Origin of the sequence: Actinomyces ruminicola, assembly GCF_900103885.1 — a bacterium.
Taxonomy (GTDB): domain Bacteria; phylum Actinomycetota; class Actinomycetes; order Actinomycetales; family Actinomycetaceae; genus Actinomyces; species Actinomyces ruminicola.
This window is the reverse complement of the sequence record NZ_FNIM01000003.1, coordinates 27,563-41,847: the sequence shown is the minus strand read 5'-3', so window position 1 is coordinate 41,847 and position 14,285 is coordinate 27,563. Positions and strand designations below refer to the sequence as shown.

The window sequence follows — 14,285 nt, the reverse complement described above, 5'->3', positions numbered from 1 at the left end:
TTGGCCGCTCCGCCGATTCCGCCCAGATATTGGATAGCAACTGCCCGCACACTTATTCTTGGCCATATTCCCACCGCACTCCGGCGGCACGTTCAGCAATTGCACACCATCACGCCCGGAAGCTTAATGAACAGTGAAGGCCGGCAGGGCGCCGCCGGCCGCCGTCGCCCCGCACTCTGCCTCGCTCACAGCGCCGCGGCGGCGAGCAGAACCACCGGCACGAAACCGCCCGTCGTCATCAGCACGGCGTCGCGGGCCAATGGCTTGGACACCCCGTAGCGGGAGGCGTACATGAACACGTTCTGCGCCGTCGGCAGTGACGCCGTCGTCACCGGCATGAGCAGGGCGCTTCCACGCAGTCCGACCGCAAGCCCCATCCCCACAGCCAGACCGGGCATGATCAGCAGCTTCCAGATCACCGCCCAGCGCAGCGCCCTGCGGCTGGCTGCGTCGTGAACCGGCTCGGGCGGCACATTGACGACCCGCTCAACCGCACGGTCTGCGCCGTCCGCCTCGCCGGTCTCGCCCCGGCCCCTACGACCGCCGGTGATGCGGTGCGGCGGCCGCAGCCGGGAGGCCGCCAGGCTCATGCCCAGTGAGAGCATCATCAGCGGTACGGCGATCCGCCCCAGGGTGTCGAGCGTTTCCGCGAGATGCCCGCGCAGGACGCCGTCGAGGTCAAAACCGGTCAAATTGACCAGAACCCCCACGAGCACGGCGAGTACGAGCGGGTTGCGCAGGGGCAGGGTGTAGGTGGCGAAACGCGAGGGGTTGCCGCGGCGGGTCACGGCGTCCAGGATGGTGAAGACGATCGGCGTCAACACGAGCAGCTGCAGCAGGAGGATCGGGGCCACGGCGGTGGCCTCTCCGAGCACGAGCACGAGCACCGGAATGCCGAGGTTGGCGGCATTGACGTAGCTGGAGGCCAGCGCCCCGATCAGCGCCTCGGCCACCGGCAGGCGCAGGAGGTACCGCTGCCAGCACCAGGCAGTCCCGAGCCCGCCGAGTTCGGCGCCCACCGCGACGGCGGTGCCCAAGGAGGTGACGGCCGTGAGGTCGGCAGCGGCCAGCGTGGTGATCAGCAGCGCGGGAGTGGCGGCGAAGAAGCAGATGCGGGTCAGAACCGTGTCCGACCCCACGGGCACGGCCCGGGTGCGCACCAAGGCCCAACCCACGGCAATGACGACGCCGAAGACCGCCAGCCCTCCGATCACATCCGCCACGGCTCCTCCTCACACGACCGGTTCGAGGTCGACCCAGGTGCCGGCGTGGTCGGAGACGATGAAGCTGCGGGTTCCGGAGTCGACGGCGTGCAACAGCGGCGCCCTCCCCCGACCGTCGAGCACGGTGAAGGTGGGCTCGGGATCGGCCGCTACGCCAATGCCCAGGGGGACGCCATCGACATCGGTGGGCCACGGATCGGTGAGGAAGTGGTCGATGCGCTTGCTGGGGCGGGCGACCGGAAAGGTGGGACCATCCCCCAGCATCCGGGCCATACCGAGGGCGGCGATCCGCTCCGCGGGCAGGTTCAGGTCGCCGGCCAGCAGGTGCGGCCCGGGCAGCGAGGCGAGTCCGGCCCAGGCGGCGGCCAGCTGTCTTGCCGCCGTGTCCACGCGGGTGGCCAGATGGGTCACGCCCAGGCTGATGCCGGTGGCTCCGGGCAGAGTCGCTTCCGGCAGTTCGATACGAACCGCCAGCAGGTTGCGGGCGGTCGCGGTGAACACCCGGTAGGAGCGCGGATCGATGGGGTTGCCACCCCGGCGCACACAGCTGGCCGGGCCACGGCCCAGGCGCAAAACTCGGCAGCCACCGATGGGGTGGCGGGACAGCAGGGCATTGCCGAAGCCGGCGGGCCCCTGGCCGAGCAGGGCGCGAGCAGGCCCGAGGACGTCGTCGGCGGGCCCGGTCAGGGCCGGACGCAGCGGGCGGCGGCGCAGGCCGGCAACGGGTCCGGCCCAGGCGGCGGCGAAGCGGTGGTGGCGCCATCCCAGCAGCTGCGCCAGGAGCCCGGCCTGGTCGAGGCGCCCGGAGCGGGCCTGGCCGAGGTCGACCTCCTGCAGGGCGACTACGTCGGGCGCCAGCTCACCGATCTGCTCCGCGAGCGCCGTCAGCACCGCGCGAGCGGTGGCGGGGTCGCGGATGTCGGCCTCTGCCAGCGAGCCGGTGGCGGCCGTGCCGTCACCCGCGCCTGCGCCAGGCAGTCCGTGCTGAAGGTTGAAGGTCAGCACACGCAACATGTCAGGCCTCCTGGTTGCAACCCGAATCGCTCCCACCGGAGGTGGCCACGCCGTCCACCTGGAAGGTCAGGCTCACGGAGTTCATGCAGTAGCGCTGGCCGGTGGGGGTGCTGGGGGCGTCGTCGAAGACGTGGCCCAAGTGGCTGTTGCAGGCCGCGCAGCGCACCTCGGTGCGCACCATGCCGTGAGACGTGTCGGTGGACAGGACCACGGCGTCGGTGCGGGCGGGGTCGTAGAAGGAGGGCCAGCCGCAGTGGGAGTCGAACTTGGTGCTGGAGCGGAACAGCTCCGCCCCGCAGCCGCGGCAGCGGTAGATGCCCTCGCGGTGCTCGTCGAGCAGCTCCCCGGTGAAGGGGCGCTCGGTGCCGGCCTCGCGCAGGACGTGGTATTCGAGCGGGCTGAGGGCGGCCCGCCACTCGGCGTCGGTCCGCGCGATGGCGGCGGGATCGAGGCGGGGAGCGGCGGCATCCTGACGGTCGGTGGTGCTCATGGCTCCATCGTGATCCTCGTGCGCCCAATCGCCAAGCGCGCCGCGGCTGCGCCGAGCCCCGGCTTTACACCTTCCTGCGGGGAAAAGTGTCCATCGGTGCCCACTTTGGCACTCGGCGCCCGCAACGCCCCACCACACCGCTCGCTGTTTTCCGCAGTATCAAGCCGTTCCCGTCAGAGGCCGGTCAGGTGCTGTTTCCCAAAATGGTCACCGATGGACATCCTCGCGTCCCGCGAAGATCAGTCGCCTGTCTCGTCGGCATCGGTGGAGGACTTGCCCCGACCAAGCTTGTCGGCGCCGGGCGCGGCGGCGTCTAGGTATGTCTGCTGTTCCTGGGTGGAAATGACGCCGGTTACCGCTGCGGTGTCCGCCTGCCGACGGGCGGAGCCGGTCGCCTTGCCGTCGGCTTCGCTGCTGTCCTGCGCCGCATCGCGTGCCAGGATGCGACGACGCCGGACCTTGTCGCGCCGAGCCCGGCGGAGCTTCGCCCGCCCCTTGGCGACGGCGCGCAGACGGGCGGCCTCGATCGGGTCGTCCGCGATGGGGCGCTGCACGGCCGTGGCCTCCCCTGCGGCAACGTCCGCCTCTCCGGGGTGCTGCAAGGTGACGAGCTCCTCGGCCAAACGGGCGACCTTCTCCGGGGTGGGGTCGTGGGTGACGTCGACGTTGTCGATCTCGACGCGGGTACGCGGCAGGGCGTAGGGGGCCTCGCGCTGCAGCCAGGCGACCAGCTCCTCGCGCAACTGGCACTGCAGGGTCCACACATCGGCGTTGTTCGCGCCGGAGACGGCCACCCGCACAGTGACCGTGGAGCCGGAGGTGTCGGTGACGTCCACGGAGGCCACACGGCCGTCCCACACGGCCGAGCCGGACAGGATCCGGTCCACCTCGGCGCGCAGGGCGGCCACGGGCACGCGCCAGTCCAGGTCGATGGTGAAGGTTCCGGTGAGCTGGCTGCCGCGCCGCGTCCAGTTGGCGAAGGGGTTCTGGGTGAAGTAGGTGGAGGGGAAGATGAGTCGGCGCCCGTCCCACACGCGCACCACCACGTAGGTCAGGGTGATCTCCTCGATGAAGCCCTGCTCATCGTTGACCACGACGACGTCGTCCACGCGGATGGCGTCGGTGGTGGCCAGCTGGATGCCGGCGAAGAGGTTGCCCAGGGTGGACTGGGCGGCGAGGCCGGCGACCACGGACACCAGACCGGCCGAGGCCAGCAGGGAGGCCATGGCCACGCGCGCCGAGGGGAAGGTCATGGCGGCGCCGACGAGCCCGCAGATCACGATGATGACCTCGGCCACGCGCCGCAGCACCTGCGCCTGCGTGGTGATGCGCTTGGTGCGGCCAATGTCGCCCCGGGAGCGCACGCCGATCACAATGGAGGACTCCACGGCCTTGGCCACCCCCACCACCACCCAGGTGGCTGACAGGATCATGCCGATCAGCAGGGCGTGGAGTACGAACTGCGCCCACTGCGGCCGCGACAGGTCGAAGAAGACGATCTGCCCGCCGATGAAGGCGCCGGTCAGGGCCGCCAGGACGTACATGGGGGTGCGGCAGAAGCGGATCAGTTCGGCGTACATCACCCGGCGTCTCCCCATGGTGCGCAGCGCGACCACGAAGATGAACACCAGCGCGATGCCGATGACCGCGCCGAGCCCGGCCCGCCAGGCCAGTGCGAACACGTCCGCGGTGGCCTCCACGACCGCCTCGGCCGCATCTGCGGCGCCGTCGGTGGCCGAGTCTGTAGGGGAATCCGCGCTCACAACGGCGGCGAGGGCGGCGAGGACGCGGAGAGATGCAGCTGATGCCGCGGGTGCGAAGGCCATGTGCTCAAGAGTAGAGCCCGGTGCTGTGCTTCGGCTGTGTGCGACTCCGGTCTCGCCGTCATTCACATCACTGAGCGTCATGTCACCCGGGCGGCGCGGCCGTCCGCGCCCCATCAGCCGGTGACCAGCGGCAGCCCCGCCAGGACGGCGCCCAGGGCGAGGAGCTCCCGGGGGAGGAACTCCGCCACCGTCAGCCCGACGACGTCGGCCGCCTGGCCCAGATCGGCGATGAGGCGGTGCACCTGGGCACTGGTGAGTCCGCCGGGCACTCGCCCGAGACCGAGGGCGACCTCATCGGCATCGATCGTGTCGACGTCGAAGTGGATGGCCACACGAGAGGCCCCGGTGGCGCGGAGCCACTCGGTGAGGACGCGGCTGTCGGCGCGCAGATCCTCCGGGGAGAAGGCGGTAATGCCCCAGCCCGACACGTGCTCGTCGCAGTCGGGCTCCCACTCATGCAGGCCGGCCCAGGCGATGCGGGAGGGGTCGATGTGAGCGGGCAGATGCGACAGGACCTCGGCGTCGCCCCGGCCGGCCAGGGCGGTTACGGCCATGGCGTGGTAGCCGTTGTAGGCGGTGTCGGGGGTGTCGACGTCGGGGTGGGAGTCGATCCAGACGACGGCGAGGTCCTCCCCGTACTTGTTGGCGAGCCAGGCGAAGGGAGCGACGGAGACGGAGCAGTCACCGCCGATGGTGAGGACGCGCTCGATGCCGGGGTGGGCGTCGATGGTGCGCAGGGCGGCGTCAATCCCGGCGAGCACGGCACTGCGCGACTCAATGCCGCCGGCGGAGCCCTCGGGGCCGTCCGGGCCGGCGAGTTCGGTCAGATCGACGGGAACCGTCGCGGTGGGCCCGGAGGCGGGCGGGAGCAAGGCGGCCAGGGCGCGGGCACCGGCCATGTAGCCGCGGCGGGCGACCGGAGTCGGAAGTTCCGGGACGAGCGCGCCGGCGTTGGCATAGCCGGCGCCCTGCCACTGGGGCCAGATCAGCCGTAGCGTGGCGGGATCGTCGCTAGGCGGGTAGGAGGGGAGGAATCCGGGGACGGGTTGCGCCGCATTCATGTCTTCACCGTAATGACGGCCGGGGTCGCGGGCCAGGTTTCTTCTGACGCGCACGCGGTTGGACCGCCTGCGCCCACCTGGACCGCCTGCGCCCACCTGGACCGCCTGGGCGTGCATCCCAGGCGGTCCAACGGGAGATGCCAGGTCCAACGGGAGATGCCAGGTCCAACGGGAGACACGGGGTCCACCGGGGGACATGATCCAAGCACAGGGCTTAACACGCTAGACATACTATGTCTGCCGTAGTACGTTGTACGTATGAATCCAGTCGCGATCGGCGCGCCGCCCCAGGGGCCGGGAAACAAGGAATGCCGCCATGATTAGCGCCGACGCCATCCGCGGCTACATCGACCTGATCGTGCTCGCACTGCTGCACGACCGTCCCTCTTATGCCTACGAGCTGGCCAAGACCATCGCCGAGGTGGCGCAGGGGCAATACGCGATCAAGCAGACCACGTTGTACTCGGCGCTCAAGCGCCTGGAGTCGATGGGCCTGGTCTCCTCCTTCGCAGACACCAGCGAGTCGGGCAAGCCCCGCACCTATTACCGCCTGACCGAGGCCGGCGCCGCGCGCATGAATGACAAGCTCACCGAGTGGGAGGACACCAAGACCCTCGTCGACCGTTTCGCGCAGCGCACTCCCAGCCCAGACACTCCCGTGCAGCCCTGACCGCAGGGCCACCCGCCCAGACAGATGTCACGCAAGACGACCCACCCACAGCAGACCCGCCTGGACACCCGCCCGGACGGATCCCAGACACACAAGGAAACCTGATGGACACCATCGACGCCTTCCTCGAAGCCATGTTCGCCCCCTACCCCGCCACCCCGCGCCTGCTGGACGCCAAGCGGGAGCTGCACGCCATGATGGAGGACGCCTACGCCGACGCCGTTGCCTCCGGCAAGTCGCACAACGAGGCGGTCGGCCAGGTGATCACCGACTTCGGCAATCTGGAGGAGCTGGCCCCCGTACTTGGCATCCTTTCAGACATTCGCGACGCCGCTACCCCGAAGGATGCGGCCCCCGCCAGTGCGCCCGCCGCAGCCCCGCCCACGCCGGATGCGATGCCGTCGGAATACCCCGTCATCACCCTGCCGGAGGCTCAGGCACTGGCCGAGGCGCGCCGCACGACCGGCGCCCAGCTCGGCATCGGCGTGGCCCTGTGCGTGCTGGCGGCGGCACCGCTGTTTCTGAGTCTCAGCCTGTCGCAATCCGACGACGGGCTGGGGCTCATCCCCCTGAACGAGGACCAAGCGACAGCGGCGGGCCTTCCCCTTGCCCTGGTGGTGGTGGCCCTGGCCGTGACTCTGCTCATCCGCCGCCACCGGGCGTTCATGGGCCTGACCCACCTCACGGACGGCAAGTTCACGCGCGACCCAGTCGTCTCCGCCTGGGCGGCGCGACTGCGACTGGAGCACGAGGCAACGCGTTCGCGCGCACTGGCCATCGCCGTCGCCCTGTGGATCTTGGCGCCCATCCCGGTAGTCGGCGCCGGCATTCTGTTCCAGGACCACAATGGCGGCGAGCAATTGCTGGGAATGACCATCGCCCTGCTCATAGTGGCGCTCGGGTTGCGGATCTTCCTGCCGACCACCTGGGCGTCCATGACGCACACGACCGTTACCGAGGAGGGACGCCCCGCCGACGCCGCACCCACCTGGCGCAGCGCCGCGGAGAACCCGTTCACCGAGGCGATCGCCGGTCCGTACTGGATCAGTTGCGTAGCCATCTACCTGGCCTGGTCGTTTATCTCCTCCGACTGGGGTATCACCTGGATGATCTGGCCGATCGCGGGCGTTCTGTTCGGAGCGATCGCCGCCGGCGAGGCGGGCCTGCGGTCCTGGCGCAACCGCTGATCCGTCCAGACTAGCTACCGAGACGGCCGTCGCCGCCCCAGGCCCCAATCCCTCCACCCGCAGGGACCCTAGGCGGTTCAATCCGGTGCTTCGTATTCGAGGGCGCGGCCGGTGGGGTGCTCTGGTTGGGCTCGGGCACGACCTGGCGATGGGGTGTTGTGCAGGGCGCGGTCTGCCGTATACCTCGGAGGCCTTCAGCAGACGGAGAAGTGGCGTAGTAGACCCCGAACAGGCGTAGCAGACGACTTCGCCGGCGGGGGCGGGCCCGCGCCCGCCGGGACGCGCACGCCAGCCACCACCCGCCATACCACGACACCCACAAACACGAAGAGCCGGCATAGCGGGCCCCGGCGACCCCGGCGGCGCCCCTCCCCGACCGGGCGCGCGACTCGACCCGGCGGCGCCGGAACCTCGAGACCAATCAGTCTCGCCTGCATCGCCGGACGGCACCCGACGACGGCCCACCCAATCCCCGAAAGTGGACGCAGCCCCGAAAGTATGTCATGATTCATACACCCCTTGAGAGCGCTCTCATCCAACGCTGGCCACACCGAGAGCGCTCTCACGAACACCGCGGCGCACAGGTGCGTCATGCATCCCATCACATAAGGAGTCATCGTGTTCAAGAAACAGGCCATGGCCGGCCTCAGCGTCCTCGCCGTCGGCGCGCTAGCCCTCGCCGGCTGCGGCTCAGGAGGCTCCGAGTCCTCCGGCAAGGACGCGGACGGCAAGATCACCCTCACCGTCGCCACCTTCAACGAGTTCGGCTACGACAACCTCCTCGACGAGTACATGGAGCTGAACCCGGACATCAAGGTCGTCGAGAAGAAGGCGGCCACCTCCAACGAGGCCCGCGACAACATGAACACCCGCCTGGCCGCAGGCTCAGGCCTGGCGGATGTTGAAGCCATCGAGATGGACTGGCTGCCCGAGCTGATGCAGTACGCAGACCAGTTCGTCGACCTGTCCTCCGACGCGGTCACCGACCGCTGGCCGGACTTCAAGACCGACCCGGCCACCACCGCCGACGGCAGGCTCATTGGCTACGGCACCGACGCCGGCCCCGAGGCCGTGTGCTACCGCGCCGACCTGTTCGAGCAGGCGGGCCTGCCCGCCGACCGCGAGGAGGTCGCCAAGCTCCTGGACGGCGACTGGGACAACTACTTCAAGGTCGGCAAGCAGTTCGTCGACGCCACCGGCATCCCGTGGTACGACAGCGCCGCCGGCACCTACCAGGGCATGATCAACCAGATCGAGAACCCCTTCGAGAACGACGACGACTCCGTCATGCCCCTGGAGTCCAACGACACGATTCACAACACCTACAACACCATCCTCGACCAGTCCGAGGCCGGCCTGTCGGCTGGCCTGTCGCAGTGGAGCGAGGACTGGGTCAACGCATTCCAGAACGACGGCTTCGCCACCATGCTGTGCCCGCCGTGGATGCTCGGCGTCGTCGAGGGCAATGCCGCGGGCGTCGAGGGCTGGGACGTGGCTCCGGTCTTCCCCGGCGGAGGCGGCAACTGGGGCGGCTCCTACCTGACCGTGCCCACCCAGGGTGAGCACCAGGCCGAGGCACAGGCCCTGGCCGAGTGGCTGACCGCCCCCGAGCAGCAGATCAAGGCCTTCCAGACCAAGGGCAACTTCCCCTCCCAGTTGGAGGCTCTGGACGACCCGGCCCTGCTGGAGTACACCAACGAGTTCTTCAACAACGCTCCGATCGGCCAGATCTACTCCGACATGTCCAAGAAGATCGAGATCTCCCCGTACAAGGGCACGAACTTCTTCGCCATCACTACCGTCGTCACCGACGCGCTCACCCGCGTGGACGTCGACAAGACCGACGACGCCGACTCCTCCTGGAACAAGGCACTGAGCGAGTTCGACCAGCTCGGGCTCGAGTAGCACCCGCTCACAACCTTTGACGGTCGTGGCGCGGCCCGGTTCCGCACGCCACCGTGCGCCGGGACGCGCCACGGCCGTTTCCCTACCGCTGACCGGAAAGGACCGGCAATGACGTCAGCAGCAACCCCCGTGAGGACAGCCCATAAGCCCTCGCCCAACCCGCCGACGCGATCGCAACGGCGCGGCTCGATGTCCCGACGCGACAAACTGGGGCGGCTCGACTTCATACTCTCCCCCTACCTGTACATCGCCCCGTTCTTCATCGTCTTCGCCATCACCGGCCTGTATCCGCTGCTGTACACGGCGTGGGTCTCCTTCCACAAGTGGCACCTGATCGGCGGCGACCAGGGCTTCAACGGGATGGACAACTACGTCACTGTGCTGCAGCAGCCCAACTTCTGGATCGCTCTGCGCAACACCTTCTCGATCTTCCTGCTCTCCAGCGTCCCCCAGATCATGCTGGCGATCCTGATCGCCTACGTGCTCGACACCAACCTGCGGGCCAAGACCTTCTGGCGCATGGGCGTGCTGCTGCCGTACGTGGTCGCCCCGGTGGCCGTCTCAATCATCTTCTCCAAGCTCTTCGCCGACCAGTCCGGCATGGTCAACGCCATCCTCGGTCACGTCGGACTCGGGCCGATCGGCTGGCACTCCTCGGCGTTCTGGTCCCACATCGCGATCGCGAACATGGTCAACTTCCGGTGGACCGGTTACAACGCGCTCATCATCCTGGCGGCCATGCAGGCCATTCCCCGGGAGCTGTATGAGGCCGCCACGGTGGACGGCGCGGGCCGCATGCGGCAGTTCTGGTCGGTGACCATCCCCCAGCTGCGCTCGACCATCATGTTCGTGGTCATCAACTCCACCATCGGCGGCCTGCAGATCTTCGACGAGCCGCGCATGTTCGACACCATGGGCAACGGCGGCGCCGACAACCAGTGGCTGACCCTGACGATGTACCTGTACCAGCTGGGCTGGGGGCCGCAGAAGAGCTTCGGCCGGGCCTCAGCGGTCGCCTGGATCCTGTTCCTGATCATTCTGCTGTTCGCATCCCTCAGCTTCCTGCTCACCCGGCGCATCTCCTCCTCCGGCACCGAGCCGGCCCGAGACACACGACGGCGACGCCGCGGACGAGCCCGCGCCACCGCCAACCGCGCCACCGCCGTCCACACCACGGAAGGAGCCCTGTCATGAGCCGCAACGAGCCGTCGCTGGCGATGATCGAGCAGACCGCCGGCAAGCGGGCCGCACGCGCCGCCGCCCGCCGTCGAGCCAAGGGCGCGCACCGCGGCTTCGGTCCCGACCGCCGTCCGGGACCGGTGGGCTACCTCTTCCTCATCGCCGCCGTCCTGATCAGCGCCTACCCGCTGTACTTCGCGTTCCTGCTGGCCACCTCCAACGCCGCCGAGATCGCCAAGCACCCGATCCCCTCGCTGATCCCCAAGAGCGAGCTGGTCGACAACATCACCCGGGTCATCAACTCCGGCATCGACCTGTGGGGCGCCTTCTTCAACTCCCTGATCGTCTCCGGGGTCGTCTCGCTGTCGGTGGTCTTCTTCTCCACGCTGGCCGGCTATGCCTTCTCCAAGCTCCGCTTCCGCGGGCGCGACGGCCTGCTCACCTTCGTCATCGCCACCATGGCCGTGCCCGCACAGCTGGGCGTGGTCCCGCTGTTCATCGTGATGGCCAAGCTCGGATGGACCGGCGAGCTGATCGCCGTCATTGTTCCGGCCATGGTCTCCGCCTTCGGCGTGTTCTGGATGACCCAGTACATCCGAGACGCCCTGCCGTACGAGCTCATCGAGGCCGCCCGCGTGGACGGCGCCTCCATGTTCCGCACCTTCTGGTCGGTGGCCCTGCCGGCGGCCCGCCCGGCGGCGTCGATGCTGGCGCTATTCACCTTCGTGGGCTCGTGGACCAACTTCTTCTGGCCCTTCATCGTGCTGGGGGCGAAGAACCCGACCCTGCCGGTTGCGCTGCAGCTGCTGCAGGCCTCCTACTTCAAGGACTACTCGCTGATTATGGCGGGCGTGGTCGTCGCGACCGTGCCGCTGCTGATCCTGTTCGTCTTCGCCGGGCGCCAGCTGGTCTCCGGCATCATGCAAGGAGCTGTGAAGGGATGACCGCGATCACCTTTCCGCCCGGATTCCGCTGGGGCGTGGCCACGGCCGCGGCACAGGTGGAGGGCGCCGCCCATGAGGACGGCAAGGGGGACTCCATCTGGGACGTGTTGTGCCGCCGCCCCGGGGCCATTGACGACGCCTCCAACATCGACGTGGCCTGCGACCACTACCACCGCGTCGACGACGACGTCGCCCTCATCAAGTCACTGGGCTACCCAACCTACCGCTTCTCGGTGTCCTGGGCGCGGGTCATGCCCGACGGGCGCACGCTCAACGAGCGCGGCCTGGACTTCTACGAGCACCTGGTGGACGCCCTGCGCGCAGCCGGAATCGAGCCGTGGCTGACGCTCTACCACTGGGACCTGCCCCAGGCCCTGCAGGAGGAGGGCGGCTGGACCGTCCGCTCCACCGCCGCGGCCTTCGCCGACTACGCCCGGGCCGTCTACGCACGGCTGGGCGGCAAAGTGGACATCTGGACCACGCTGAATGAGCCGTGGTGCTCCTCCTTCCTGTCCTATGCGGGGGCGGAGCACGCGCCGGCCGTCAACGAGCCGGCCCAGGCCGTGGCGGCGGTCCATCACCTGATGCTGGGGCACGGTCTGGCCGTGCGCGCCCTGCGTGAGGCCGCGGCCGCCGTCGGCCGCAGTCCGCGGCTGGGCATCACCCTGAACTTCTCCCCCGTCCACCCGGCCGACCCGAGCAGTCCCGCCGACCGCGACGCCGCCCGTCGGGTGGACGGCACCCAGAACCGGTTGTTCCTGGAGGCGATGCTGCGCGGCGCCTACCCGGCCGACGTCGTGGAGGACATGACCGCCTGGGCGGACATCCACCACTGGGTGCGTGAGGGGGACATGGAGGTCGTCTCCGAGCCGATCGACGTCCTGGGGGTCAACTTCTACAACGGCCAGACCCTGGCCGGCCCCGAACCGGGACTGCGGTTCGGGGGACCGGAGGCGGGAGCGGGTCCCTCGGCGAACGTCGGCTCGGAGAATGTTCGCGCCGTTCCCCAGGACCTGCCGGTTACGGACATGGGCTGGCAGGTGGAGCCGCGTGACCTGTATGAGCTGCTGATGCGGCTGGAGCGGGAGTACACCTCGACGGCGGGGCCGGACGGAACCGGAATCCCGCTGGTCATCACCGAGAATGGCGCCGCCTTCCGCGACGAGCCGGACGAGCGCGGCTACGTGGAGGACCTTGATCGCCTGGCCTATATCCGCGACCACCTCGTGGCCGTCCATGACGCGATCGCCGACGGCGCCCGGGTGGAGGGGTATCTGGTGTGGTCGCTGATGGACAACTTCGAGTGGGCCCGGGGATACACCAAGCGCTTCGGTATCGTCCGTGTCGACTATGACACGCTCGAGCGCATGCCGAAGGCCTCCGCGGAGTGGTTCTCCACGGTCGTGCGCAACAACGGCTTCGAGCTGAACTGACAAGCGGACGGAGACACGTATGCGACCATCCGACAGAGTCACGCTTGAAGACGTGGCCCGCGCCGCCGGCGTCTCCCGAGCCACCGCCTCCCGGGTGGTCCGCGGGGACACCGGCGTCACGGCGAAGAAGACCAAGGCCGTGCAGGCGGCGGTGGCCTCACTGGGCTATATCCCCAACTCGGCCGCCCGGGCCCTGGTGTCGCGCCGCACCGGCACGGTCGCCGTCGTCATTCCGGAGCCGGATCAGATGATCTTCTCCGACCCTTTCCTGACCCAGACGGTCCAGGAGATCTCCCGCGACCTGGACGAGGCCGACATCCAACTGGTCATGGTGTTCGGCGATCAGTCCGGTCACGGCCGCCGCGCGGCTAAGTACCTGTGCAACGGCTCGGTCGACGGCGCGATCGTCATCTCCCACCACCGTTTCAGCGGCCAGGTCGAGGCCATTATGAGCGTGCAGATACCGGTGGTGTTCATCGGCCGCCCCGTCGCCCAGGCCTCGCCCAACTCGTGGGTGGACCTGGACAACGTCTCCGCCGGCAGGCTCGCCGCCGAGCGCCTGCTGGAATGCGGGGCACGTCGCCCGGCGATCATCACCGGATCGCTGGACATGGTCGCCGCCCACGACCGGCTCAGGGGATTCCGTGAGGTGCTGGGGCGCGTGGGGATCGATCCGGTCCTGCTGGAGGGAGCCTTCACCGCCGAGTCGGGCCGCGCGGCCGGCGAGGCGCTGGCGCCTCGGATCGAGTCGGGCGAGATCGACGGCGTGTTCGCCTCCTCCGACCTGATGGCCCTGGCGGCGCTGGAGGCCTGGCGCGACCGGGGTCTGCGTGTGCCCGACGACGTCAGACTCGTCTCCTGCGATAACGGCCCCGAGGCGGCTGCGGCCAATCCGCCGCTGACGTCGGTCGACAACCCCACCGATATCCTGGGACGCGCCGCCACCGACATGCTGCGCGCCATCCTGGACGAGACCTGGGACGGGCAGCCGGTGCTGGTTCCGGCCCGCCTGTTGGTGCGGCAGTCCTGCTGAGAACCGCTGACGGCGGGGACGGGCGGTTCACCCCGTGCCTGACTCCGCCGAGGCCGGTCGCTGTGGCGTTGACGCGAGTACCATGGGTGCCGTGGATCTGGGCGACGCCGTGAACTACCGTTCCGCCTTCGTCAATCGGGGCGCAACGTTGCCGACGCTGAAGGCGCGAGCGACTTGCGAGCGCTCCGGTGCCGACCGATTCCCTGGGGACCGCTCGAATCCCCGGTATGGCGGGGATTTCTCCCTGTCGCCTGTCAGCTCGGATCAACCGGGGCGGCGGTTCCCATGGCAGCGCTCGCGAGGGCGTGTAGAATCCCAGG

General features: G+C 69.1%; 12 protein-coding genes. 7 read left to right on the top strand and 5 right to left on the bottom strand.

Annotated elements, in window-relative coordinates; all coding sequences use genetic code 11:
* Positions 1 to 185: 185 nt before the first annotated feature.
* The 5 genes from BLR49_RS04410 to BLR49_RS04390 form a co-directional block, all read right to left on the bottom strand.
* On the bottom strand, positions 186 to 1,223 hold the full coding sequence (locus BLR49_RS04410; RefSeq protein ID WP_092534043.1) for an AEC family transporter: 1,038 nt from the start codon (positions 1,221 to 1,223) through the stop codon (positions 186 to 188).
* Between the two features lie 9 nt (positions 1,224 to 1,232).
* Positions 1,233 to 2,237, bottom strand: a complete 1,005-nt coding sequence (locus tag BLR49_RS04405) for an endonuclease/exonuclease/phosphatase family protein (protein WP_092534039.1) — start codon at positions 2,235 to 2,237, stop codon at positions 1,233 to 1,235.
* A 1-nt stretch (position 2,238) separates the two neighbouring features.
* Positions 2,239 to 2,727 carry a peptide-methionine (R)-S-oxide reductase MsrB gene (gene msrB, locus BLR49_RS04400; RefSeq protein WP_092534037.1) on the bottom strand — a complete coding sequence of 163 codons (489 nt, stop codon included), beginning with the start codon at positions 2,725 to 2,727 and terminating at the stop codon, positions 2,239 to 2,241.
* A gap of 239 nt (positions 2,728 to 2,966) precedes the next feature.
* Complete coding sequence (locus BLR49_RS04395; RefSeq protein WP_092534034.1) at positions 2,967 to 4,553, bottom strand: mechanosensitive ion channel family protein; 1,587 nt, start codon at positions 4,551 to 4,553, stop codon at positions 2,967 to 2,969.
* Positions 4,554 to 4,666: 113 nt separating this feature from the next.
* Entirely contained in the window at positions 4,667 to 5,614 is a 948-nt protein-coding gene (locus BLR49_RS04390) for an arginase family protein (protein WP_092534033.1), read from the bottom strand.
* Positions 5,615 to 5,930: 316 nt separating this feature from the next.
* On the opposite strand from BLR49_RS04390, the gene BLR49_RS04385 reads away from it, so the two are divergent.
* The 7 genes from BLR49_RS04385 (at position 5,931) to BLR49_RS04355 (ending at position 13,965) form a co-directional block, all read left to right on the top strand.
* The gene (locus BLR49_RS04385; RefSeq protein WP_092534030.1) at positions 5,931 to 6,284 is read left to right on the top strand and encodes a PadR family transcriptional regulator; all 354 of its coding nucleotides are present in this window, start codon (positions 5,931 to 5,933) and stop codon (positions 6,282 to 6,284) included.
* A gap of 104 nt (positions 6,285 to 6,388) precedes the next feature.
* Positions 6,389 to 7,471 (top strand): permease prefix domain 1-containing protein, encoded by a 1,083-nt coding sequence (locus tag BLR49_RS04380; RefSeq protein ID WP_176765777.1) that lies wholly within the window; start codon positions 6,389 to 6,391, stop codon positions 7,469 to 7,471.
* Positions 7,472 to 8,089: 618 nt separating this feature from the next.
* Positions 8,090 to 9,376, top strand: a complete 1,287-nt coding sequence (locus BLR49_RS04375) for an ABC transporter substrate-binding protein (protein WP_245690441.1) — start codon at positions 8,090 to 8,092, stop codon at positions 9,374 to 9,376.
* A gap of 189 nt (positions 9,377 to 9,565) precedes the next feature.
* Positions 9,566 to 10,570: a carbohydrate ABC transporter permease gene (locus tag BLR49_RS04370; protein ID WP_218121305.1), complete on the top strand. Its 1,005-nt coding sequence runs from the start codon at positions 9,566 to 9,568 to the stop codon at positions 10,568 to 10,570.
* Positions 10,567 to 11,499 (top strand): carbohydrate ABC transporter permease, encoded by a 933-nt coding sequence (locus tag BLR49_RS04365; RefSeq protein ID WP_218121304.1) that lies wholly within the window; start codon positions 10,567 to 10,569, stop codon positions 11,497 to 11,499. Before BLR49_RS04370 ends, BLR49_RS04365 begins: the two co-directional genes overlap by 4 nt.
* Complete coding sequence (locus BLR49_RS04360) at positions 11,496 to 12,932, top strand: GH1 family beta-glucosidase (protein WP_092534025.1); 1,437 nt, start codon at positions 11,496 to 11,498, stop codon at positions 12,930 to 12,932. The genes BLR49_RS04365 and BLR49_RS04360 overlap by 4 nt, the downstream gene beginning before the upstream one ends.
* Before the next feature lie 19 nt (positions 12,933 to 12,951).
* Positions 12,952 to 13,965 (top strand): LacI family DNA-binding transcriptional regulator, encoded by a 1,014-nt coding sequence (locus BLR49_RS04355; RefSeq protein WP_092534022.1) that lies wholly within the window; start codon positions 12,952 to 12,954, stop codon positions 13,963 to 13,965.
* Positions 13,966 to 14,285: the final 320 nt, after the last annotated feature.